24 protein-coding genes and 1 pseudogene are annotated in these 20391 nt (G+C 56.3%); 11 read left to right on the plus strand and 14 right to left on the minus strand.

What is annotated here, in order from left to right:
- Positions 1–4: 4 nt before the first annotated feature.
- The 3 genes and pseudogenes from ACR0M9_RS09235 to ACR0M9_RS09245 all read left to right on the plus strand — a co-directional run.
- Positions 5–907 (plus strand): hypothetical protein, encoded by a 903-nt coding sequence (locus ACR0M9_RS09235; RefSeq protein ID WP_480546844.1) that lies wholly within the window; start codon positions 5–7, stop codon positions 905–907.
- Complete coding sequence (locus ACR0M9_RS09240; protein WP_480773406.1) at positions 895–1704, plus strand: NAD-dependent epimerase/dehydratase family protein; 810 nt, start codon at positions 895–897, stop codon at positions 1702–1704. Before ACR0M9_RS09235 ends, ACR0M9_RS09240 begins: the two co-directional genes overlap by 13 nt.
- Positions 1705–1761: 57 nt before the next feature.
- Positions 1762–1995: pseudogene (locus ACR0M9_RS09245) on the plus strand (pyruvate kinase); the annotation flags it as partial.
- Between the two features lie 179 nt (positions 1996–2174).
- Here ACR0M9_RS09245 and ACR0M9_RS09250 read toward each other — a convergent pair.
- From ACR0M9_RS09250 to ACR0M9_RS09260, 3 genes are read right to left on the minus strand one after another with little or no spacing between them, the layout of a single operon-like run.
- Entirely contained in the window at positions 2175–3212 is a 1038-nt protein-coding gene (locus tag ACR0M9_RS09250; protein WP_480546840.1) for an ABC transporter substrate-binding protein, read from the minus strand.
- Positions 3179–4564: a sensor histidine kinase gene (locus ACR0M9_RS09255; RefSeq protein ID WP_480773407.1), complete on the minus strand. Its 1386-nt coding sequence runs from the start codon at positions 4562–4564 to the stop codon at positions 3179–3181. The genes ACR0M9_RS09250 and ACR0M9_RS09255 overlap by 34 nt, the downstream gene beginning before the upstream one ends.
- On the minus strand, positions 4561–5229 hold the full coding sequence (locus ACR0M9_RS09260; RefSeq protein WP_480546836.1) for a response regulator transcription factor: 669 nt from the start codon (positions 5227–5229) through the stop codon (positions 4561–4563). Before ACR0M9_RS09260 ends, ACR0M9_RS09255 begins: the two co-directional genes overlap by 4 nt.
- 134 nt (positions 5230–5363) lie before the next feature.
- Here ACR0M9_RS09260 and ACR0M9_RS09265 point away from each other — a divergent pair, with 134 nt between their 5' ends.
- From ACR0M9_RS09265 to ACR0M9_RS09290, 6 genes are read left to right on the plus strand one after another with little or no spacing between them, the layout of a single operon-like run.
- Positions 5364–6332, plus strand: coding sequence for a Bug family tripartite tricarboxylate transporter substrate binding protein (locus ACR0M9_RS09265; protein WP_480546834.1), 969 nt, complete (start codon positions 5364–5366; stop codon positions 6330–6332).
- Entirely contained in the window at positions 6332–6760 is a 429-nt protein-coding gene (locus ACR0M9_RS09270; protein WP_480773408.1) for a tripartite tricarboxylate transporter TctB family protein, read from the plus strand. Before ACR0M9_RS09265 ends, ACR0M9_RS09270 begins: the two co-directional genes overlap by 1 nt.
- 21 nt (positions 6761–6781) lie before the next feature.
- A complete protein-coding gene (locus ACR0M9_RS09275; protein WP_480546830.1) occupies positions 6782–8287 on the plus strand; it encodes a tripartite tricarboxylate transporter permease in 1506 nt (501 codons plus the stop codon).
- Between the two features lie 4 nt (positions 8288–8291).
- The gene (locus tag ACR0M9_RS09280; protein WP_480773409.1) at positions 8292–9653 is read left to right on the plus strand and encodes an acyclic terpene utilization AtuA family protein; all 1362 of its coding nucleotides are present in this window, start codon (positions 8292–8294) and stop codon (positions 9651–9653) included.
- Positions 9646–9951, plus strand: coding sequence for a DUF4387 family protein (locus ACR0M9_RS09285; protein WP_480546826.1), 306 nt, complete (start codon positions 9646–9648; stop codon positions 9949–9951). The genes ACR0M9_RS09280 and ACR0M9_RS09285 overlap by 8 nt, the downstream gene beginning before the upstream one ends.
- 5 nt (positions 9952–9956) lie before the next feature.
- Positions 9957–10994, plus strand: a complete 1038-nt coding sequence (locus ACR0M9_RS09290; RefSeq protein ID WP_480773410.1) for a threonine aldolase family protein — start codon at positions 9957–9959, stop codon at positions 10992–10994.
- A 12-nt stretch (positions 10995–11006) separates the two neighbouring features.
- On the opposite strand, the gene ACR0M9_RS09295 is transcribed toward ACR0M9_RS09290, so the two are convergent.
- Positions 11007–11966, minus strand: a complete 960-nt coding sequence (locus ACR0M9_RS09295; RefSeq protein WP_480773411.1) for an IS110 family RNA-guided transposase — start codon at positions 11964–11966, stop codon at positions 11007–11009.
- A 203-nt stretch (positions 11967–12169) separates the two neighbouring features.
- A protein-coding gene (locus ACR0M9_RS09300; protein ID WP_480773412.1) for an IS5 family transposase occupies positions 12170–12921 on the minus strand; the annotation gives its coding sequence in 2 pieces (ribosomal slippage) (positions 12170–12585 and positions 12585–12921; 753 coding nt in all).
- A gap of 50 nt (positions 12922–12971) precedes the next feature.
- On the opposite strand from ACR0M9_RS09300, the gene ACR0M9_RS09305 reads away from it, so the two are divergent.
- Positions 12972–13631 carry a hypothetical protein gene (locus ACR0M9_RS09305; RefSeq protein ID WP_480546820.1) on the plus strand — a complete coding sequence of 220 codons (660 nt, stop codon included), beginning with the start codon at positions 12972–12974 and terminating at the stop codon, positions 13629–13631.
- A 266-nt stretch (positions 13632–13897) separates the two neighbouring features.
- On the opposite strand, the gene ACR0M9_RS09310 is transcribed toward ACR0M9_RS09305, so the two are convergent.
- Genes ACR0M9_RS09310 through ACR0M9_RS09330 form a run of 5 tightly spaced genes read right to left on the minus strand, consistent with a single transcriptional unit; the run spans position 13898 to position 17876 of the window.
- On the minus strand, positions 13898–14728 hold the full coding sequence (locus ACR0M9_RS09310; RefSeq protein ID WP_480546818.1) for a formate/nitrite transporter family protein: 831 nt from the start codon (positions 14726–14728) through the stop codon (positions 13898–13900).
- Positions 14729–14734: 6 nt separating this feature from the next.
- Positions 14735–15310 (minus strand): hypothetical protein, encoded by a 576-nt coding sequence (locus tag ACR0M9_RS09315; protein WP_480546816.1) that lies wholly within the window; start codon positions 15308–15310, stop codon positions 14735–14737.
- The gene (locus tag ACR0M9_RS09320) at positions 15307–15906 is read right to left on the minus strand and encodes an SCO family protein (RefSeq protein WP_480546814.1); all 600 of its coding nucleotides are present in this window, start codon (positions 15904–15906) and stop codon (positions 15307–15309) included. The genes ACR0M9_RS09315 and ACR0M9_RS09320 overlap by 4 nt, the downstream gene beginning before the upstream one ends.
- Complete coding sequence (locus ACR0M9_RS09325) at positions 15906–17366, minus strand: cbb3-type cytochrome c oxidase subunit I (RefSeq protein WP_480546812.1); 1461 nt, start codon at positions 17364–17366, stop codon at positions 15906–15908. Before ACR0M9_RS09325 ends, ACR0M9_RS09320 begins: the two co-directional genes overlap by 1 nt.
- Positions 17367–17876, minus strand: a complete 510-nt coding sequence (locus ACR0M9_RS09330) for a cupredoxin domain-containing protein (RefSeq protein ID WP_480546810.1) — start codon at positions 17874–17876, stop codon at positions 17367–17369.
- A gap of 106 nt (positions 17877–17982) precedes the next feature.
- On the opposite strand from ACR0M9_RS09330, the gene ACR0M9_RS09335 reads away from it, so the two are divergent.
- Positions 17983–18438: an RrF2 family transcriptional regulator gene (locus ACR0M9_RS09335; RefSeq protein ID WP_480546808.1), complete on the plus strand. Its 456-nt coding sequence runs from the start codon at positions 17983–17985 to the stop codon at positions 18436–18438.
- 41 nt (positions 18439–18479) lie between these two features.
- Here ACR0M9_RS09335 and ACR0M9_RS09340 read toward each other — a convergent pair whose 3' ends face one another.
- From ACR0M9_RS09340 to ccoO, 4 genes are read right to left on the minus strand one after another with little or no spacing between them, the layout of a single operon-like run.
- Positions 18480–18644, minus strand: coding sequence for a hypothetical protein (locus ACR0M9_RS09340; RefSeq protein ID WP_480546806.1), 165 nt, complete (start codon positions 18642–18644; stop codon positions 18480–18482).
- A complete protein-coding gene (gene ccoP, locus ACR0M9_RS09345; RefSeq protein ID WP_480546804.1) occupies positions 18631–19503 on the minus strand; it encodes a cytochrome-c oxidase, cbb3-type subunit III in 873 nt (290 codons plus the stop codon). The genes ACR0M9_RS09340 and ccoP overlap by 14 nt, the downstream gene beginning before the upstream one ends.
- Positions 19494–19661 carry a cbb3-type cytochrome c oxidase subunit 3 gene (locus ACR0M9_RS09350; protein WP_480546802.1) on the minus strand — a complete coding sequence of 56 codons (168 nt, stop codon included), beginning with the start codon at positions 19659–19661 and terminating at the stop codon, positions 19494–19496. The genes ccoP and ACR0M9_RS09350 overlap by 10 nt, the downstream gene beginning before the upstream one ends.
- Complete coding sequence (ccoO, locus tag ACR0M9_RS09355; RefSeq protein ID WP_480546800.1) at positions 19658–20389, minus strand: cytochrome-c oxidase, cbb3-type subunit II; 732 nt, start codon at positions 20387–20389, stop codon at positions 19658–19660. The genes ACR0M9_RS09350 and ccoO overlap by 4 nt, the downstream gene beginning before the upstream one ends.
- Between the last annotated feature and the right edge of the window lie 2 nt (positions 20390–20391).

The following is a 20391-nucleotide window of genomic DNA, read 5'->3' on the forward strand; positions in this document are numbered from 1 at the left end:
GTACATGTCGGACAGATGGAGCGTTCTTCACCTGCAGCAAAACGATCTGCAGCTGACACTCCTGCCCGGCATCGGGGGCCGCCTATGGGATATAAACTTCCAAGGTCGCTCCCTCCTATTTCAGAACGCAGATCTCGACGGTTTGGATGTCGATGACACACGGCTTACTGATCTGCCCACACGCTCTCCACAATTTGGTTTTCCGCTCTGGGGCGGAGAGAAGACGTGGATCGCCCCAGATGCATCCTGGGTAAACGGCGCTCCGTTTCCCGTGTTGGACAGCGGCTCTTACCAGATCACTTCAAGAAGCAGCACTCGTATTGACATGACCAGCGCAGTATGCCCGACCTCGCACTTGTCAGTGTCGCGCCGCATCACGCTAACCTCGGCGGAAAGCTGGGAAATAGAACACATCGTGGTCAACCATGGGACCTCCTCGCGCCTGACCGGCATTTGGTCAGTCATGATGCTTAACACCCCCACCAAGGTCGGTGTCGAATTGCAAGACCCTGCATTTTATCCTGTTTTTGGCTCTGCCGAAGGGATGATAGCGACGCACGGCAAAAGCATTGTCGTGGATTGCAACAGACAGCAGGAATTCAAGGTCGGGCTACCGAACCCCAACGGTCGTACACTGATGCGGTGTGGCCATGATGCCCCCTTGCTGATGTGCTCGGTACCAGAACATCAACAGGGCGAACAATTTGCGCACGACTATCCGTTTGAGGTCTTTAACTCGGGCGATTACGCCTATTGCGAAGCGGAGTGGCACTCCCCGGCACGCAACATCGCACCGAATGAAACACTGAATTTTCGGCAGACGTTCCGCGTCTTGGCGGAGGAAGATGCATCCCAAATGCCATTGGGTCTCACAAACAACAAGGAGTTCCTGTCATGCATGTCTTGATTACAGGCGCTGGTGGGCATCTCGGCCGCAAACTTTTCGACGCGCTAGAAAGCGAACCAGACTACGACGTATCCGGCATCGACATTCGCCCCGTAGATCATCCCGACATACACGTTGCAGACCTGTCCGACGACAGCAGTTGGGTCAGTTTGCTTAAGGGAGTGGACGTTATCGTGCATCTAGCTGGTGACCGAGAGCCCTCCGCCACCTGGGCCTCCGCGATCAAACACAATATGGATGCAACGCTTTCCCTCTATCACCATGCGGCAGCCATGGGCGTCAGCCGCGTGGTTCTTGCCAGCTCCAACTGGGTCCACGGCGACAAAAGGTTCACGCATGAGGTGCTCAACAGCACGACACCACCAGGGCCAGTAAACGCCTACGGCATGTCAAAGCTGTTCTGTGAACGGACAGGGGCCTACTTCGCCGAGCATCACGGACTGTCGGTCATCTGCTTGCGCATCGGCTGGACGCAATGGACTCACGGCAACCAACCCGGCACACACATGGCGATGGGCCGGTGGGGTCAGGAAATGTGGTTGAGTGATCGAGACTTTCTAAGCGGAATGCGCGCCGCAATAGATGCCAAGGATATTTCTTTCGCAGCCCTGAACCTAATGTCAGATAACCCAGGTATGCGCTGGGATATCACCGAAACACGACAAGCGATTGGTTACTCTCCAAAGGATGGAAGCCCCGCAAAAATAACAACGGGCATTGCCCTCAGGTCCATGATGAAGCGGCTGTTTACTGTCCAACTGCCCGGCTTTTTCGCGACACGTTTCCCGGATTGGTAGAGTACGAAACCCAGCCGAGGTTCCCAACAAAGCGACCTTGCTCCACCGCAAGGGAAAAGTTTTCCCGAACCCACGCTTAAAGTTAATGCAATCACGCCAGAAGACCGAGACGATTTACGGTTTACGCTCGAATTGGGGATCCAATGGATGGCAATGCCATTCGTTCAGACCGCACAGGATATCAAGAGTCTGCGCCGGTTGACCGCAGGCACGGCAAAAATCATGGCCAAGATTGAGAAACCGGTCGCTGTTCAAATATCGACGAGGGCCTCCATGCTACTGACGCAATAATGATTGCGTGTAGGGACTTAGGTGTTGAATACGATTGACATGAGTTATCGGCCATCCAAGCATCGCTGGTGGCCAAATCGCGGTCACATGGCAACCCGTAATTGTGGCCACCCAGATGCTTGAAAGCATGATCTCCGCGCCTTCGATGCGTTCCCAAAGAAGTATACAATGAGGGCCCCCTATTCTGCTCGCATCGCCTCTTCCCAGGCAGAAATAAAACGTTCCCTTGCCAGTCGATCAAGACTTGTTATGAGTGTCACGCCGAACCTTATTGACCTAAGCGGGCTTCTACTTTTCGGAAGATAAAGACTCAGCGGTGGCAGCCCAGCTTCCTGCTCTAGCGTCATCTGCCCGCTCGGGCTAATCAAATAGTCTATGAACGCACCACCCAATTCCGGGCTTTCTGCATTTACTGGGATCAAAGCCGAGCGAAGCACGACGTGAGTGAAATCCTCCATCCGAATAACCTGGACGGTCGTTTCGTTTGAAAGACGCGATCGCGCGTAACTTTCCAAAACATTGTAAGCGACGAAGATATTTCCACTCTTAATGTCTTCGATCATTTCCGAGGAACAACAATAGAGCTTTGGTCGCAGACTGCCCATTACTTCTGCAAGCCGCCAATATGTTTCGGATTGATGCGCATCCTGGGTCCCAAGCATATAACCTGACCCTGATGTCCGAACATCATAGGTCCCAACCCTTCCGGTAAAACGTGCGGGGTTGTCTCGCAAGATAGAGATCAGTTCCTGCCTGTTCTTTGGGAACTCTAAACCCGTAAATCCATCTCGTGAGGCAAGCACGGCGATTGGTTCAGCTGTAAAACCAAAAAGCTCCTGCTTCCAGCGTGACCAATCTGGTGCAGCCAGGGTTTCTTTTGATGAATAGGGTTGCGCGAGGCCGTCATTGGCCAGTTTCATTTGCAGATCCATCGCAAAAGAAATAGCAACATCAAATGGCTGCTGTTGCTCTGAAATCGCTTTGTAAAGCTCTTGACCTGAAACCTGCGTGTAATCAAGTGTCACATTGGGATTTCGCCGTTGGAAGTCCTTGATAAGAGGCTGGAAATCAGCCAGGTCGGTGACCGAAAGGATCTTCAGAACCTGTGTTTCGCTCTGGCTACGAAAGACCACCCGATCCTCAATCTCGAAGGCATGCGCTGCCCCCAGATTAAGATGCCCGATCAATGCAAACAGGGAAAAGACAAGGTAGCGCATATCCCGCCCTCCTCATTGTTCTTGAGTTCGAATTGCCCGCCATGCGAGCGCGCCACTTCATAGACGATGGCGAGCCCGATGCCAGTCCCAATCACGCCGCCGGAGTTTGGCCCACGCTGGAAGCGTACCATCAGTTTTTTTGGATCGGCCCCGCCCAATCCTCTGCCCTGATCCTTGATCACAACTTCCACACATTCCATTGCTCCCGTGACATGGATTGATATCTCAGTATCTGGATCGGAGTATTTTATCGCGTTGTCGATCAGGTTCTTTAAAGAGATTTCGATCATCAACATATCCCCATGGATATCGAAGCACTCTCCGGATTCTGAAATGCTCATATCGATGTCCTTCAGGTCTGCAGTCGGGGAAAGGGCATCAAATGCCTCACGAACCTTTTCACGGAGATCCACCACTTCCAAGTCGATCGAGTCGGAGCGCTGGCTGACTGTTGCATAGGCCAGAAGCTGGTTTGCGGAACGTGCGCTTTCCTCGATCGAAACGATCACCTTTCGCAGTGCCGCCCGCGTGTCGTCCGAGGTCGTGTTCCGCAGGGCGATTTCTGTTTCTGTCATGACCGTTGCGAGGGGCGTTCGGATATGATGAGCTGCTTCAGCAATGAAGGTTTCAGTTCGCTGAAGAGTTTGGCGCAGCCGACGGATAAACTCGTTAAGGGATGACATAAGCGGTGCCAACTCGACCGGCGTCGGCTTTTCTACTGGTCGAAGGTCATTGGGTCCTCGGCGGGCGACAGCCTGTGCCACCCGGTGCAGAGGCCAAACGGCAGACCGAGCGGCACCGATCCCGAGAACCACCAAACCTAAATAGATCAGGCCACTGATGAACAATGCCCATCGCGCAAACCTGTCCGCCACTTCCTGCTGTGCGTAGCGCGTTTGCCCGAGAATGATGGTAACGCTTTGTGGATGCCCGCTGGCGGGCGCCGCCGTGCTCAGCACCGCAGCGCGCAATTCAAACCCTTTGTAGTTTGTTGAAAATGACCACTGATCGGAAGCCTGGTCCAAACCTTCCTCAGGCAGGAAATCATCGTAGCCCGTGATTGATACACCATTGAGCAGAATATTATAGAAAACCCTGTCCTGACTTGATGTTTCAAGCAGTGCAAAGGCAATGTGTGGCAGGTTGACGATGACTTGTTCTTCAGAAGAGCTGATCTGTTGTGAAATCGCGTTTGTGGCTGCTCTGAGCAGATTATCCTGTGTCGCTTCGGCGGTCTGAAATGCGACGATGCGAATAGCAAAAAAAAGGCAGGCCGAAACCAGCGCACCGAGCACGAGGTGTTGAAATACCAGTCGTTGTTGGATCGAGGCTGCTCTTTTTTCTGCCATCATTCTTTTTCCACCAGCCGATATCCGACACCACGAACCGTCTCGATCTGGGCCGAGCTTCCTTCGATTTTCTTGCGCACCCGCGCGACGTAAAGTGAGATGACATTGTCGGCGACTTCTTCGGAATAGGAGAAAAGCCTATCACCAATCTGTGTTTTGGAAAAAACCCGACCGGGGGCGGAAAAGAAAATTTCCAGGAGGCGCAACTCACGGTTTCTCAGTTTAATATTCTCATCCCCCAGGATCAGTTTTGCACCAAGCGGATCAAATTGCAGGTCAGCAAAGGTCAGGATGCTGTGCGAAGCGCCTCCCCTTCTGCGCAACACCGCCCGACATCGGGCCTCCAGCTCGGAGAAGTTTACCGGTTTGGGAATGTAGTCGTCGGCCCCCGCATCCAGCACCTCCACCCTGCTGGAAACGTCCGACTGGGCGGTAACAGCGATTACGGAAATATCTCTGCCAGAGCTTCTTAATTTTGTCAGGAAGCGTTTTCCATTGCCGTCAGGCAGGGTCAGGTCCAGCAACACAATATCATAGCTGGCATAGTCCAGGAAATGTTCCGCATCGCCCAAACAGCTTGCATGATCAATGGCATGCCCGTCCATTTCCAAGCGTTTACTGATCGCCTGGGCCAAGTTTTCATTATCTTCCACCAAGAGAAACCGCATGATCTTTCTCCGCGACACGTTCGTGACAGACTGCGCCCTTAGTGTCGGACGCGTCAGATTTTCCGGAGCAAAACATGGATCACCAGAAGTCTGACGCAGTTTTGGTTTGTGTGCAATGCACATTGGGAGGAAATATGAAAAATCGGAAGCTCGCGTCGCTTATCGGCGCAACTCTCATCTCGTTTGGTATCGGTGGCTCTGCTTACGCCGCTGAATGCATCGCCCCGGCAAATCCAGGCGGCGGCTGGGATTTCACCTGCCGGACAATCGGCAAGATTATGTATGATATCGGTGCCGTGGACAAACCCGTTCAGGTCACCAACATGTCAGGTGGCGGTGGCGGCTTGGCCTACAGCCATGTCGTAAACGAGCGAAGTGACGACGAAGATCTGATTGTTGCAGCGTCTTCAGCGACAGCGACGCGGCTTGCACAGAATCTCTACGGCGGGATGACGGCAGACCAGGTTCGTTTCCTGGGGGCAATCGGCATTGACCCGGGGGTTATCGTGGTGGGGAAAGACAGCCCCTTTCAGACAATCAACGATCTGGTCGACGCAGTCAAAAACGATCCGTCTTCGGTAAGCTTCGCTGGCGGTTCTTCAGTCGGTGGATTTGATCACCTGAAAGTTCTGATTATGCTCAACCGGGCGGGCTTCACAGACGTCAAAGACGTGAAGTACATCGGTCTGGATGGCGGTACCGACGCAATTACGCAGACAATCGGCGGCTTCACGCAAGCTATGACAGGTGATTTGTCTGAGGCCGTCGGGTTCCTGAAATCCGGTGATGTGCGAGTTCTGGCTGTCATGACCGAAGCTCGCGTTCCCGGGTTTGAGAGTATTCCAACTGCCAAAGAACAGGGCGTTGACGTTGTGGTCGGCAACTGGCGTGGAATTTATGTGCCCAAGGACGTGTCGGACGAAGTCTATGATGCTTGGGCCGACAAACTGGCACAGGTCGCGGCCTCTGATGAATGGGCGGCGGCACGTGCAGCCAATGGGCTTGCACCATTTGAGATCGTGGGTCCGGAATTTGAGACCTATTTGGCTGGCGTCATCGAAGAGATTGCCACCATCTCCCGGGATATCGGAGTCATTCAGTGATGAGTGACCGAATCTTCGGATTGGCATCAGCCATGCTGGCGCTCGCGTATATCGCGAGCGCCACACAGATCCAGACCAGTTTTTTGGCCGACCCGCTTGGCCCTCGGGTATTCCCCTACATGATCGGGGGTGTAGCCTTTATCGCATCAATCGCAATCCTGGCAAAGCCTGACGAGGAGCCGGAATGGCCCAAATTATCGGCGCTGTTCAAGCTGGTGATCGCTGTTGGAGCGCTTGTGCTCTATGCGCTAACATTGGTGCCGCTTGGGTATCTCCTGCCCACTGCCGTTGCTGCTGCGGTTCTGAGCTATCTTGTCCGCCCTGATATCAAGTTCTCCGTGTTGGCAGGATGTGGAATTGCGTTTGTGCTCTTCACCGTATTTCGTTTCGGTCTTGGGTTGAGCCTTTACCCGCTACCGAAACTCTAACAACTGAGCCCGGGAAATTCCATGGAACTCTTCAGTTTACTTGCAGATGGTTTTGCGGTCGCGTTGACGCCAACTAACCTCTTTCTGGCCGTGATTGGATGCTTTCTTGGCACTATCATCGGGGCCTTGCCTGGCCTTGGCCCTTCAAATGGCGTTGCAATCCTTATCCCACTGACCTTCTCGATTGGCCTGGATGCGACACAGTCACTCGTGCTTATGACGTCCGTTTACTACGGGGCCATGTATGGTGGGCGGATCTCATCGATTCTCCTGAACATTCCGGGGGATGAACCAGCGCTGATGACCACACTTGATGGTTATCCAATGGCCAAGAACGGGCGGGCGGGCGATGCTCTTGTGCTCTCAGGTGTTGCTTCTTTCGTAGGCGCCTTCTTTGCCACCCTCGGACTGATGTTCATGGCGCCAATGCTCGCGCAGATCGCCTTCAAATTCGGTCCTGCTGAGTATTTCGCACTTTATATGCTGGCTTTTGCAACACTTGGCGGTGTGGCATCGAACAATCAGGCGAAATCAGCGCTTTCTGCCTGCATCGGCATCGGCATCGCAATGATCGGTCTTGATAACGCCACTGGTTTGCCTCGCCTGACATTCGGCAATCTACACCTGATGGACGGGGTCGATTTCCTTGTCGCCATCGTTGGCCTCTTTGCCGTGGCCGAAGTGCTGTTTTTCATCGAAAGCCATGGTTCGAGCTCAGCGCTTGGGGTGAAGCTTGAGAAGATCACCATTCCGGTACGCGATATCATCGACAGCTTCTGGACCATGATGCGCTCCACCGTGATCGGCTTCATTGCGGGCGTCCTGCCTGGGGCTGGTGCGTCGCTCGGCAGCTTCCTTGCGTATACGTCCGAAAAGGCAATCGCGAAGGACAAGGACACCTTTGGCAAGGGCAACCCGAAGGGTGTTGCTGCACCTGAAGCCGGCAACAACGCGGCTGCTGGCGGGGCGCTGGTGCCGATGCTGACACTCGGCGTACCAGGCTCAGGGACAACAGCAGTTCTGTTGGCATTGCTCCTTACGCTCAACATCACACCTGGCCCATTGTTGTTCCAGGAACGTCCCGAAGTGGTCTGGGGTCTCATCGCTGCGTTGCTGATTGCCAATATCGTGCTTTTGCTGATGAACGTACCGATGGTGAAAATCTTTGTTCGCATCCTGTCGGTGCCGCCGTGGATCTTGCTACCTGGCGTCTGCATGATCTCCTTCGTCGGGATCTATTCGCTCTCAGGCAGTGAGTTCGACCTGCTCCTGATGATCATTTTTGGTGTGGCTGGCTTTGTTCTGCGCAAACTGGATGTGCCCACGGTTCCGATCATCCTGGGTATCTTGCTGGGCAACAACATGGAAGACAGCCTGCGTCGCGCCATGGTCATTTCGGATGGGGACTGGACATACATGTTCTCCTCGCCGATCTCCATCGTGCTTTGGGTCGCAGCTGTAGCAGGCTTTATCGCCCCGATGTTCCTTCGTGAACTTCTGAAAAAGCCACAGCGGATCACGGACTGAGACTATGACGAAAGTTCTAGTGCCCGCTGGTGCTCTTGGACTTGGCTTCGACGCCGCCGCCTTGGCGCGCGGCGTCGAGAAAAAGCCCGACATCATCTGTATCGATGGGGGATCAACCGACAGCGGGCCGTTCTACCTTGGTAGCGGAACCTCAAAATACTCCCGTTCGGCTACAAAGGCCGAATGGAAACAACTCATGCAGGCGAGGGCGAAGGCAAGTGTTCCACTGGTGATCGGATCGGCAGGCACCTGTGGAACGGATGCGACGGTCGACTGGATGTATGACATCACTTGCGAAATCGCCAAAGAACTCGGGCAACGATTGAAAGTCGTGCGCATCTATTCCAGCCAGGCGCCGTCGGAAATCGCAACGGCATTGGAAAACGGTCTGATCTCTCCTCTGTCACCAGATCCGGGCATCTCTGTCGACCAACTCACGGAATGCAGTAACATCGTCGCCTTGGCAGGTGCTGAGCAGATAGGGGCGGCGATAGAGGCAGGTGCCGATATCGTAATCGCGGGTCGAACGACCGATACGGCGGTAATATCGGCCCTGCCTCTGCTGCGTGGTGACCATTCCGGTTCAGCCTGGCATGGCGCAAAAATCGGAGAATGTGGCGCCATTTGCTCGACCATGCCGGGTTCCGGCGTCCTGTTGATCGAATTTGACAAGACCGGCTTCACTGTTGCACCTGCCTCGCCCGAGGCAAGATGTACGCCCCATTCGGTCTCGGCCCATATGCTTTACGAAAACTCCGATCCTTTCCACCTCTACGAGCCGGGCGGCTGTCTGGATGTGACCAAAGCCCACTACAGTGCGATTGACAATCGGACTGTACGGGTGGAAGGGGCCAACTGGATCCCGTCGGATATCTATACCGTCAAGCTCGAAGGGGCTCGCAAAGCCGGCTGCCAGACCACCATTATGACGATGATTCGCGACGCACGCTATGTGGACAACGTCCAGGATTGGGCCGCACATCTGGAACGCGCTGTCCGGTCACTCGTCGGGGACCAGATGGGGCTGAAAGAAAGCGACTATGATCTCGAATTTCGCTTGATCGGTGTGAACTCCGTATTTGGAGAACTTGAGCGCCGAACCTCATTGCCGGTCGAAGTCGGCATATTGGGCATCATCAACGCCGATACGCAGGAGATTTGCTCGGAGATTGGCAAGATAGCCAACCCCTTCTTGCTGCATCTACCGCTGAGTGAAGATGAACCTTTGGTCAGTTTTGCGTTTCCGTTTTCCCCCGCTCAATCGGATCGTGGTATGCTTTACGAGTTTTGCCTGAACCACGTGATGGCGCTCAAAGATCCGATGTCCGCCTTCAGGTTCGAAATGACGGAGGTAGGACATGCCTAATCTTGCAGATCTTGGTGCCCGCGCCCGCTCCAAGAACGCCGGTCCGTTCTGGATCACGATTGACGTGTTTTGCGGGTCATCGGGGACATTTGACACTCTGCGTCGGTTGCTGCGCAACGATATCGTGTTTGAGCTGTTTCAGGTTCCCGCTGATAGCATGAAACGGTTCGAGATTGCGGATCTCAATGTTATCAAGCTGAGCTTCCCACGCCCGGTCGTTCAGGGCAGCCGTTTTGATCGCGACATGCATGGCGCTCAGGCTGCATTGCTGCTCGCTGAACATGAATTTGAGGTGTGAACACTATGGGCAAGTTTGTTATCGACCTGATCTCTGATACGGCAACCCGTCCATCTTCCGGGATGTTGCGTGCGATGAGTGAGGCAGAAACCGGAGACGAGCAGCACGGAGAAGATCCGACAACTCTGAAACTGTGCCGGATGGTGGCGGACCTGACAGGCATGGACGATGCGATTTTTCTGCCCTCGGGCACCATGTGCAATCAGATTGCCTTTCTGGTCCATTGCCGCCCCGGCGATGAAATCATCGCCGCTGGAAACGCGCATGTAATTCGCTCGGAAGGCGCGGGAGCTGCAGCCTTGGCAGGTGCACAGATCAGGCCCGTCAGAACAGACACCGGAATTTTCTCCGCCTCCGATGTCTGTTCTCTCATCCGCACCCCGCGAGATCGGTCTCCGGTCTCCCGCTTGATTTCTGTTGAGCAGACAACCAATTCGGGAGGCGGTTCCGTGTGGCCGGTCGAAACGTTACGGGAGCTAGTTTCGTTGGCCAAAGACGCGAAACTGGTGATGCATATGGACGGCGCCCGATTGATGAATGCGGTTGTTTCCAGCGATCAATCGGCCAATGCGATCTGTCAGGGGTTCGACAGTGTCTGGATAGATCTTTCGAAAGGGCTTGGATGTCCCGTGGGCGCGGTTCTTGCTGGCAATGCGTCATTCATTCAGCGTGCCTGGGTGTGGAAACACCGTCTTGGAGGGGCCATGCGCCAATCCGGGGTTCTGGCGGCAGCTGGCATCTATGCGCTGGAGAACAACATCCGACGTTTGGCGGATGATCACAGCAATGCCCGACTGCTTGCCGATGTCCTGAAGGACGTCCCGGGTGTTCACGTTTATCCAAATATCATCGAGACCAACATCTTGTTTCTGGACGTATCAGGAACCGGGAAAAACACATCTGACATCAACAACAAACTCGCCGATTCGGGGGTTAGGCTAAACGCAGAGACCCGGGAAAGATTCAGAGTGGTTACGCATCTCGATATTTCGCGCGATCAGGTGTTGCAAGCTGCGGCGGCAGTTCGGGAGGCATGTTCCTAGCAACTGTATTTCTCAGGGGGTCTGAGCCGACCAGTTTTGCCGAGATTTGAGGAGTGCGTTCGCGATTGTGACGAGCTTTCTAGCGACTGCTGTGATGATGACTTTGTGTGGCTTGCCCGCGTCGCGCAAACGATCTGCGAAGATCTTGAGATGCGGATTGTGATGACTCGCGACGAGAGCAGCCTGGAACATGACGTGTCGTACCTGTCGCCGTCCCCCACCAATGGCGCGCTTGCCACGCATCGCACCGCTGTCGTGAGCAATGGGAGCCAGACCCGTGAGCGCGGCAGCTTGTTCTCCCGAGAGTTGGCCCAGTTCAGGCATTTCCGCGATAAGAATAGTGCTGGCAACGGGGCCGATCCCAGGAACAGAACGCAAGATATCAGCGGTTTTTGCAAGGCCCTGATCTGCGGCGATGGTCTGCGCAATCTGATCTTCCAATTTACCGATCTGTCGATCCAACAGCGCCCTCAGCTCAGCATCAACTTCAGTGAAAATCCCATCCGTTCCCAACTTCTCATGCGCCTTGATCTGCGCCAGAAGTCTCTTGCGCGTCTCGACAAGCTGCGCACGCTTGGATGCCAAGGCTCTGAGAAGGCGCAATTTCCCATGTGGCAGTTCGCGCGCTGCGTCTGGTCGAAATGCCATGAACCGCGCAATGAGTTCCGCGTCGATCCGATCCGTCTTGGCGCGTGTGCCATGGCTGGCAGCGAAGGCTTTGATCTGAGCTGGCGGCAACTGCCGAGTCGCGATACCGGCTGCATCCAGCGCGGTCCACAGACGCCATTCCTGCCCTCCAGTCGCCTCGAAACAAACAAGCGCGTGCGTTGATTGTGCCAGACCAACAAGCTGCGCGTGACCCTCATCGCTGTTCGGGAGCCGCAACCTACGAATGTCCGGCAGACAATGAACGTCAAGCCAATCGCGGCTGACGTCTATGCCGATGATCTGTTCGTGTGATACTTTGTTCATACCCTCTTCCTTCTGCTCCGCGGTCCAGACCGGCCGCATTCAACTGTTCGAGACGATGAAGAGAGACGGTGCTGGCTCGCTAGAAAACGTGGTCATGCCACAAGGCTCAGACGCCATACACCGCCCCGTCAGCAACCTCGGCAAAGGTGGCTGACGGGGGTCAAGTTAGCAAACTCGAGATACAGAAGGGTCAGGATTCATAATCAATAGATGACGGTTGCTGCGAGCGCGATGGCGGAAAGGAATACTTTGGGGCATCGGTCATAGCGGGTTGCGACCCGCCTCCAGTCCTTGAGCCTGCCGAACATGATCTCGATCCTGTTGCGGCGTTTGTACCTGCGCCTATCGTATTTGACCGGGGTCTTGCGTTGCTTACGGCCGGGAATGCAGGCGCGTATCCCTTTGTCTTTTAACGCTTCTCGAAACCAGTCGGCGTCATAGCCGCGATCTCCGAGCAGCCAGTCGACTTTTGGGATGCTGCTGAGCAACGCCCGCGCGCCGATGTAGTCGCTGACCTGACCGGCGGTTACGAACAGGTCGAACGGGCGCCCCTGGCTGTCACAGATGGCGTGCAGTTTGGTGTTTATCCCGCCTTTGGTTCGGCCGATCAGACGACCGCGCCCCCTTTTTTGGCGGCCATGCTGGTCGCCGTTCGATGTGCCTTCAAGTAGGTCGCATCGATCATCACAGTCTTCTGTTCGCCGTGCCCGGCGGCCAGACCAGCCAACATACGTGCGAAGATGCCTTTCTCGCTCCATCGCCTCCAGCGGCTGTAAAGCGTTTTGTGCGGGCCATAGGCTGCAGGGGCATCGCGCCACCTTAACCCATTGCGGTTGATGAAGATAATCCCGCTCAACACACGCTTGTCAACAACCCGAGGCTTACCATGCGATTTCGGAAAGAAGGGTTTAAGACGCGCCATCTGTGCGTCGCTCAGCCAGAAAAGTTCGCTCATGTCACCGCTCCTTTTTCGAAGCCGTGAATCACGCGGCGCGGCGAAAATCAATGCATCCTGACCCTAGCATTGATAACCTTCAAACCGACAGCGCCTCGCGTGTTCGTGCGGGCATCACTCAGGATCTGTACGCAGCATGCGGACGACTGCGCCAGAAACTAGTGGAAAACGGCGTCACACTGGAGCCGATGAATTCTCTGGAGATTTTGCAGGGCTGTGCGGACCGTTCGCTTGATTTGGGGGTTGCCAAGACAGGCGCCCCCCTGCCCCATGCCACCAGGACATGGGATCAAAAACTCAACTGGGCAGGCTGTGTCCCTGAGTTTTCTCAGGATACAAACATCGAACTGGTCCTGTTGGCCGAAGGGTGTCATTTTCATGAACTTGCCTTACGGAGGTTCGAAGGCGCAGCACCTGATGCTGTTTCCCTGTCCATTTGTGACAGCTGGAATGAAATTGCCCATCAACTGAAGGATGGGGGTGTGACCATCGTCCCGTCAGGCTGGCGTGTTCAGTTAGGGGGATGGCCAGATGCAGATCTGGGTCCGAAACTGCCTGCCTGTACATTGAATTTGTTGACCACCCCAAATTCAACGAAAGCTGTGGAATGGGCCGCAAGCCAACTGGCCACACTTGTATCTTCTGCACTGGAAGGGGGCCAAAGCCTGTCGGACGATACGTGGAAAAAAAACGGAATACGGCTGTTTTAATGGATAGCCTGTAAGTGGTCTCAGGAGAGTACCAGACGGCGTTGATGATGTGCCCGCCCCTCGACGGCATCAATGTGCCAAGGTGCGTTTGCAACGATCCACAAGGGAGAGCGGCCCATTATCAACGCCGTGCGGCAATCAGATTTCCGGAGACAGCGACCCCTGCCCAAAACATAGTGACAGCAGACGCAGCTTGACTCGCCGCGTTTCCGCACATGAGCGCACCTGCGGGACTGAATCAGGGTGTGCGAGGGTCATTGCCTCCATCAGCCTGCCTCCCTCTGGTCCCGCCCGTCCTGCAAGCCGTTCGCTGCCGCAGGCCGCACACTTGGCTTCGACGCGGCGCGCCAATACCCGTATCCCATGATACCCGCGCCTGCGAAGGCATTGCCAAGCGTGACGAATGCCAGGTTATGCGCTGCTCCCACCAATGAGATAGTGTCTGGGTGATCGGACAACAGCGCAACCGAGAACACGGTCATGTTGGCAACGCTGTGCTCGAAGCCAGCCGCGATAAAAGCATAGAGGCACCAGAATATGACGATGCATTTGGTCACTTCATCCCTGGCCCTGGCCGAGCACCACAGGGCCAGGCACACCAGCCAGTTGCACAGCACAGCCTTTGCAAACAGCTGCAGGCCGGTCCCGTGCATCTTCTTTGCGGCCACTTTGAAAAGCAGAGCTTCTTCGCCCGCCCCCAAGATTAGCCCGCCGCCGCCCGCCACAAAGAGCAGTGCCAGCAATAGCGCTCCCATCAGGTTGCCCGCCCAGCTGGCTGCCCAGCAGCGCAAAAGATCGCGCAGGCTGCTCTGCCCGGTCAGCAGGCCGTGCGTCATGTACATGGTGTGGCCGGTGAACAGCTCAGCCCCCGCAAAAACCACCAGCGTCAGTGCAATGCCGAAGCTTGCCCCCATGACAATGGGCCGGATTGCGCCATCCACGCCCTGACCCACAGAGAATATAAGCAGGATGCCCGCACCCACAAAGGCGCCCGCTTTCAAGGCAAGGATCAGGAAGGCCAGAGGATCGGCCCGCAGACTGGCGCTTTTGTTTTGCGCCATCTGGGCAAAACCCAGAACAGTTTCAGCATAAGTCATCTTACTTCAAGCTCCACATTTGGTGCATCCGTTAGTGCTCAGCGGCAGCCAGCGCAGATGTCCGAATAAAACCGGGATGGCCCAAAGGCAGGCCAGAGCCACGGCGAGATAGAGGAAGGCGAAGCCCAGATCCTGCTGGGCAGAGACCAGGTAGGAGTTGCAGATCCTCACCGGCGCATGGGTGTAAAGGAACCCCAAGACCCCCTGCATCGACAGCGCATTGGCCTTGAGAAATCCGCACAGGATCGGACCCAGCCAGGGCCACGACAGCCGCAGGGGCAATCCAATCAACAATGGCAAGGTGATATACTTAGCCAATTCGCCTGTGGGCGTCAGCGCCCAGTCTACATTGCGCGGCAGAATCCAGAACAAAAAGACCGTGAGCGCAGTAAACAGGAGCGGCACTGCCAGTTCCCGCCGCACCCGCAGATCCCAGCTCAGTAGCACGCCCGCCAGCACCAAAAGTGGCATCTGTACCAGCACATGCTGTATCGGGCTTTCGACCGCACTGCCGCGCATCGCAATGGCTTCGGCCATCGCCAGCAGCGGCACACCGGAACTATTCAGGCGTGATTTCCTCATGATGCGGCTCTAATCGTAAAAGCTGTCACCGCTTCGACCGCATCCGTATCGAATACCGCCGAAAACCTCCCGCCAGCGTCGATGACGTGAATTGCGGCGTTGTGCTGATATCCTCCCCATTCGTCAGGGATAACGATGACGTCAAACACCTTCAGCAGGCTTTCAAGGTCCCGTTGGTTGGGTCGCGCGACAGTCCAGATATCCCCGTCTGCGCCATGTGCGTCGCCATAGATGGCCATCTGCTCTGGCGTGTCACGCTCCGGGTCAAAACTGATGGAAATCAGCCGGGCCTTGACACCCTTCGCCTGCAATCGGTCCCGGACCTCTGCCAGATCCGCAGCGGCGATCTGACAGATGTCTCCGCAAACCGTGTAAATGAATTCGACCAGCACCACTTCGCCCTGTTGCGGTGTCAGCGGCACACTGTGGCCTGCCATATCCTCCAGCGTAAGCTCAGGCACCGGACGGGGCAAGCGGGCGACATCCAGCCGCCGGGCCGTTTCACTTGTGAAGGCGCGCGCCCCGTCCGTGGCGTGCCACAGGATCGCGCCGCCGATCAGGGCGGCAAGACATGATGGAAAGGCGCGCGTCAGCATCAGTTGCTGCTCTGGCCCAGGCGCGCCACAAATCGCAGCACAAAGATCAGCGTTCCCAGAACCACCAGCGCGCCAAACAGGGTGCCGATACGGTCATGGGTCAGCCATTCCTCGTAATGCACCGCCCAGCGGCGCGGGATCGAGGCGGCGCCCGAGAACAGGAACACCGTCACGAAACCGGCAGCACCCGCCAGATAGGTGGCAAAAGCGGCACGGTCGAGCCCGCCCATTTGCGAGATCGTCTTGCCGCGCACCAGCCAGACCATGAAGCCGAAGGCCATCGCTACCTCGCCCAACAGCAGATAGGTGTGGAAATGGCCCGGCACCCACATGGTGTTATGCATCACCTTGTTGACGCTGATCATCCCGTCAATCGACGCCGGGATCGACCCCACCGACCAGCCCGCAACCGACAGCACCAGCAGCGAAGAGGCCAGATCCCAGGTCATTTTGGAGCCGCGCACGTAGAGGAAGGTGGAAAAGGCGGTGACCGCGATCAGGGGAATGCCGCTGAAGTAAGAGACCAGCTGTCCCACCACCAGCATCCAGGGCGGCATCACCACATCCTGCAGCAGGTGGTGCCAGTAGACCGCCATCACAAAGATCAGCACCGCGTTCCAGGCAACAGCAAACACCCGGTTCGATTCCCACGGGCGCCCGGTGTATTCCGGCAGGATCTCGTAAACTGCGGTCACCGCCATATAGATCGAGGCGTTGATGAAGACGTGGCCGAAGAAATAGATCAGGTTCTTGGCCAAAAGCGCGTCAACCTCAAACCCCGGCACCAGCAGATGCACCAGGCTGGCCACCAGAACGGCCGCCCCCAGGATAATGCCGATGGAATTAAAGATGGTGACGGCTGCGGCGGCTACGATGGTAGGAGGCGGCGGGTTGTTGTCCTCGCGTCCCAGAATCAGGTTCCAGCCAAGAGCCCGCACCAGGCTCCCGTAACGGGCATGGATCTGGCGGCCAAGCTCCAGATAGTAGAGTAGAAAGCCAACACCGATTGACACATACCCCAGCATAAAAGCCGCGGCAGCGCCGACTTCCCAGGCACCACCCGACAGGGCGGGCAGCGGGAACAGAAAGGTCCAGGCACCGCCATAGCCGCCGATGAAGATGGCGCCCAGGACCAGCACGACGCCCAGCAGGAACAAGCCGAGAAAGGCCCAGAAGATGCCTGCTGTCAGCATGACGTGACGACCGCAGAAATACCACATGATGGCCGCCCCTGAGAGCGTGGCGGTGCCGACCATACCTGCGCCATGTGCGGTCAGGATCTGGTAGAACAGGGCCGGATCTAGCTCGATCCACTGGCCCTGAGCGGCACGCATGATCAGCCCGAGGACCATCATCAGCGCAAAGACCGCACCCGACAGGATCATCGTGAGCTTGACCACTCCAGCCTGGGGTTCAACCGCGGCAGGCGTTGCGACTATTTGTTCAGATACAATGCTCATTTATCCCTCCACCGCTACAACTTCAAATTCATTGACCATATCGTGATGGGCCACTCCGCAGAACTCCATGCACAGAACCCGGTAGCTCCCCGGTTCGGTGAATGTGTAGGTAATCTTGGTGGTGTAACCGGGGATCGCCTGGACCTGGGTCAGCAGTGTCAGCTCGCTGTTATAGATGCCCATCCCATGGGTCACATCCTCGGTGGTCACGTTGAAATTGACCGGCGTGCCAACCGGGATTTCCGTGGTGTCGATATCCCACCACCACTGGCCACCGCTGACATTCACCTCCAGCGCGTCGCCAGTGCTGGCCAGCGCGTGCGGCCAACTGCGCAGAGAGCCAACCGAGACGATGACGCCAAGGATCGTCATTGCCCAGATCAATCCGGTGCGTTTGATGTTGGCATTTGGTCCAGGGGCTTCGCCCTGCGAAGCCTTGGCCGCGATATAAAAGATCGCTGACAGCACCACCATCAGGATCAGAGAGATCAAAAGAACAACTAGCTGCATGCGCACTCCCTTTAAATAGGCATTCTAGATACCTATTATTGAGGTCAAGAACGCCTGTCAATAAAATACGTATTTTCAGTGCGTGTTTTTTGTGGGAAGAATGCTTATGCAGATTTCAAAGTTTTCAGACTACGCCCTTCGCATCCTGATCCACCTCGCCACGCACGAGGAAAGGCTAATGTCGACCCGCGAAATTGCAGAGATGCAGAAGCTGCCTTTCAACCACTTGGCCAAGATTTCTCAGTGGCTGACCCACGAGGGTTATGTTGCGTCGGTCCGCGGACGCAATGGAGGCATGAGTTTGGCGCTGCCACCGGACGCAATCTCCGTCGGCGGGCTACTGCGTAAATCCGAGCGCGGAACGCCGCTGGTGGAATGTATGAAAGAAGGTGGCGGCTGTTGTGTGATGACCCCGGCCTGCGGGTTGCTGCCAATTCTGAACGAGGCGCAAGAGGCGTTCTTTGCCGCGCTGGACAGCAGGACATTGCGGGATGTCCTGGACGGAAACCGAGGAATGAAAAGCCTGATTCGCGCGTTGGAGGCCGGGCGCGGAGCCGCCTGAAGTCATTAATACACCACTATAATACCTATTTTGGAGGCGGATTACTTGGCGGCGCCCAACGTCACGCCTTCCAGCGGCTGACCGTTCCAGGCTTCAAACGCTACCGACAGGTGCCACGCCTTGAAACCAATGTAACCGGCCAGCAGGGCCAGTATCAGCAGATACATGGCCCGGCGGAACCGTGGATTCTCCTCAGCTTGGTGCATCTTCACCATTCCACAGCAGATACAGCGTCAGCATCCGGATCTGTGCATCGCTCAGGCGGCCTTCCCAGGCGGGCATAACGCCCATGCGGCCATAATAGATGCTGCGATAGATGTCTTCCCTGCTGTTGCCGTAGATCCATTGGTCATCCCCCAAATCCGGTGCCCCGTTTTCATATCCACCCCGGCCGTCTTCGCCATGGCAAGCAGCGCAGTTGTCTTCAAAAACCACACTGCCTGCCTCGGCAGCCGCCACGTCATGTTCCAGCCCAGACAAGGATAGAACAAACTCTACCACCTCCTTGACCTGCGACTTTTCGATCATCCCGTCAGCCCCGAAGGCCAGCATCTGAGCGCTACGCGTTTCGTCATGGGCCGCATTGATGCCATAGCGGATTGTGTATTCAATCTCTTCCGGGGCTCCTGACCACAGCCAATAGGTGTCTGCAAGGTTCGGAAATCCGACCTGCCCGGTCAGAGTGGCGGTATGGCAGGCCGCGCAATTGTCTGCATAGAGTTTTGAAATGGCGTCTCCATAGCGGGCCTTAAGCGAGGGATCATCTGCAAGAGCTGCAATGTCTTCGGATTCAAAAGGAGCAAACGCCTGCTCCCGCTGTGCCTCCGCCTCCTTCAGCGAAGCGGTGACCTCAGCCCTTGAGGAATATCCAATCATCCCTTTGGCATAATCCTTCACGGAAGGGAAAGACGGGTAGAACACCCAAAACACAGCCGCCACAGCAATACTGCCCCACAGCGACCACCGTGCCGCCCAAGGAACCGGTGTGTCCAGTTCCTTGATCCCGTCCCACTCGTGACCAGTCAGATCGGTGCCAGAGACCGGATCCTTTTCCCTTATAGCCATGGCTGGTCCTCCCGCCCGTCCAGCGGAGATTGCGCCGCATCGTCATACATCCGGCGCCGCGAGGGCCAGTAGACCCAGACCACGGCTGCTAGGAACACACTCAGCAGGTAGATAGCGCCCCAGGTTTTGGAGAAAACCAGAACTGCATCATGGGTCATCGGTTCACCTCCTCGGGATTCAAAGAGTCAAAGTCAACAAGCGTTCCCAACATCTGCAGATAGGCCACCAGCGCGTCCATCTCCGTCAGCCGCCCGGGCTGGCCGTCAAAGTCGCGCACCTGGACGTTTACGCCGTAACTCTCCTGCAGCTCGCCTTCGTGGTTCTGCTCGAAATCTGCCTGCCAATCCGCGTCTTTTTCGGCATTTTCGATCTGGGCGTCGGTGTAAGGCACCCCTGCCCGGCTCAGCGCCTTCAACGCGGCGGGCAGGTGACCGGTCGACAGCCGGTTTTCGGACAGGAAGGCATAGCCGGGCATCACAGATCCGGGGACCAGCTCACGCGGCGCCTCCAGATGCGCCACATGCCAGTCGTCGGAGTATTTGCCGCCGATCCGGGCCAGATCCGGCCCGGTGCGCTTCGACCCCCACTGGAACGGGTGGTCATACATGCTTTCTGCTGCCAGGCTGTAATGGCCGTAGCGCTCCACATCCGAACGCAAGGTGCGGATCATCTGGCTGTGGCAGGCATAACAGCCCTCGCGCACATAGATGTCGCGCCCGGCCAGTTCCAGCGGCGTATAGGGCCGCATGCCCTCCACCTCCTCCACCGTGTTTTCAATGGTGAACAGCGGTGCGATTTCAACGATGCCGCCGATCGAGGCCACCAGCAGGATCATAATGGCAAAGCCCAGCGAGTGGCGTTCAAGCTTTTGGTGCCGTGTGCTCATGG

Source organism: Ruegeria sp. CH2, assembly GCF_056537065.1.

What these genes read in the sequence shown, in the direction of transcription:
- ACR0M9_RS09310 (WP_480546818.1), bottom strand. Translation starts at nt 14,728, where the DNA reads ATGACTTATGCTGAAACTGTTCTGGGTTTTGCCCAGATGGCGCAAAAC.
- ACR0M9_RS09255 (WP_480773407.1), bottom strand. Translation starts at nt 4,564, where the DNA reads ATGATGGCAGAAAAAAGAGCAGCCTCGATCCAACAACGACTGGTATTT.
- ACR0M9_RS09320 (WP_480546814.1), bottom strand. Translation starts at nt 15,906, where the DNA reads ATGCTGACGCGCGCCTTTCCATCATGTCTTGCCGCCCTGATCGGCGGC.
- ACR0M9_RS09265 (WP_480546834.1), top strand. Translation starts at nt 5,364, where the DNA reads ATGAAAAATCGGAAGCTCGCGTCGCTTATCGGCGCAACTCTCATCTCG.
- ACR0M9_RS09295 (WP_480773411.1), bottom strand. Translation starts at nt 11,966, where the DNA reads ATGAACAAAGTATCACACGAACAGATCATCGGCATAGACGTCAGCCGC.
- ACR0M9_RS09280 (WP_480773409.1), top strand. Translation starts at nt 8,292, where the DNA reads ATGACGAAAGTTCTAGTGCCCGCTGGTGCTCTTGGACTTGGCTTCGAC.
- ACR0M9_RS09270 (WP_480773408.1), top strand. Translation starts at nt 6,332, where the DNA reads ATGAGTGACCGAATCTTCGGATTGGCATCAGCCATGCTGGCGCTCGCG.
- ACR0M9_RS09260 (WP_480546836.1), bottom strand. Translation starts at nt 5,229, where the DNA reads ATGCGGTTTCTCTTGGTGGAAGATAATGAAAACTTGGCCCAGGCGATC.
- ACR0M9_RS09290 (WP_480773410.1), top strand. Translation starts at nt 9,957, where the DNA reads ATGGGCAAGTTTGTTATCGACCTGATCTCTGATACGGCAACCCGTCCA.
- ACR0M9_RS09240 (WP_480773406.1), top strand. Translation starts at nt 895, where the DNA reads ATGCATGTCTTGATTACAGGCGCTGGTGGGCATCTCGGCCGCAAACTT.
- ACR0M9_RS09315 (WP_480546816.1), bottom strand. Translation starts at nt 15,310, where the DNA reads ATGAGGAAATCACGCCTGAATAGTTCCGGTGTGCCGCTGCTGGCGATG.
- ACR0M9_RS09275 (WP_480546830.1), top strand. Translation starts at nt 6,782, where the DNA reads ATGGAACTCTTCAGTTTACTTGCAGATGGTTTTGCGGTCGCGTTGACG.
- ACR0M9_RS09335 (WP_480546808.1), top strand. Translation starts at nt 17,983, where the DNA reads ATGCAGATTTCAAAGTTTTCAGACTACGCCCTTCGCATCCTGATCCAC.
- ACR0M9_RS09340 (WP_480546806.1), bottom strand. Translation starts at nt 18,644, where the DNA reads ATGCACCAAGCTGAGGAGAATCCACGGTTCCGCCGGGCCATGTATCTG.
- ACR0M9_RS09285 (WP_480546826.1), top strand. Translation starts at nt 9,646, where the DNA reads ATGCCTAATCTTGCAGATCTTGGTGCCCGCGCCCGCTCCAAGAACGCC.
- ccoP (WP_480546804.1), bottom strand. Translation starts at nt 19,503, where the DNA reads ATGGCTATAAGGGAAAAGGATCCGGTCTCTGGCACCGATCTGACTGGT.
- ACR0M9_RS09330 (WP_480546810.1), bottom strand. Translation starts at nt 17,876, where the DNA reads ATGCAGCTAGTTGTTCTTTTGATCTCTCTGATCCTGATGGTGGTGCTG.
- ACR0M9_RS09235 (WP_480546844.1), top strand. Translation starts at nt 5, where the DNA reads ATGTCGGACAGATGGAGCGTTCTTCACCTGCAGCAAAACGATCTGCAG.
- ACR0M9_RS09305 (WP_480546820.1), top strand. Translation starts at nt 12,972, where the DNA reads ATGCATCCTGACCCTAGCATTGATAACCTTCAAACCGACAGCGCCTCG.
- ACR0M9_RS09325 (WP_480546812.1), bottom strand. Translation starts at nt 17,366, where the DNA reads ATGAGCATTGTATCTGAACAAATAGTCGCAACGCCTGCCGCGGTTGAA.
- ACR0M9_RS09350 (WP_480546802.1), bottom strand. Translation starts at nt 19,661, where the DNA reads ATGACCCATGATGCAGTTCTGGTTTTCTCCAAAACCTGGGGCGCTATC.
- ACR0M9_RS09250 (WP_480546840.1), bottom strand. Translation starts at nt 3,212, where the DNA reads ATGCGCTACCTTGTCTTTTCCCTGTTTGCATTGATCGGGCATCTTAAT.
- ccoO (WP_480546800.1), bottom strand. Translation starts at nt 20,389, where the DNA reads ATGAGCACACGGCACCAAAAGCTTGAACGCCACTCGCTGGGCTTTGCC.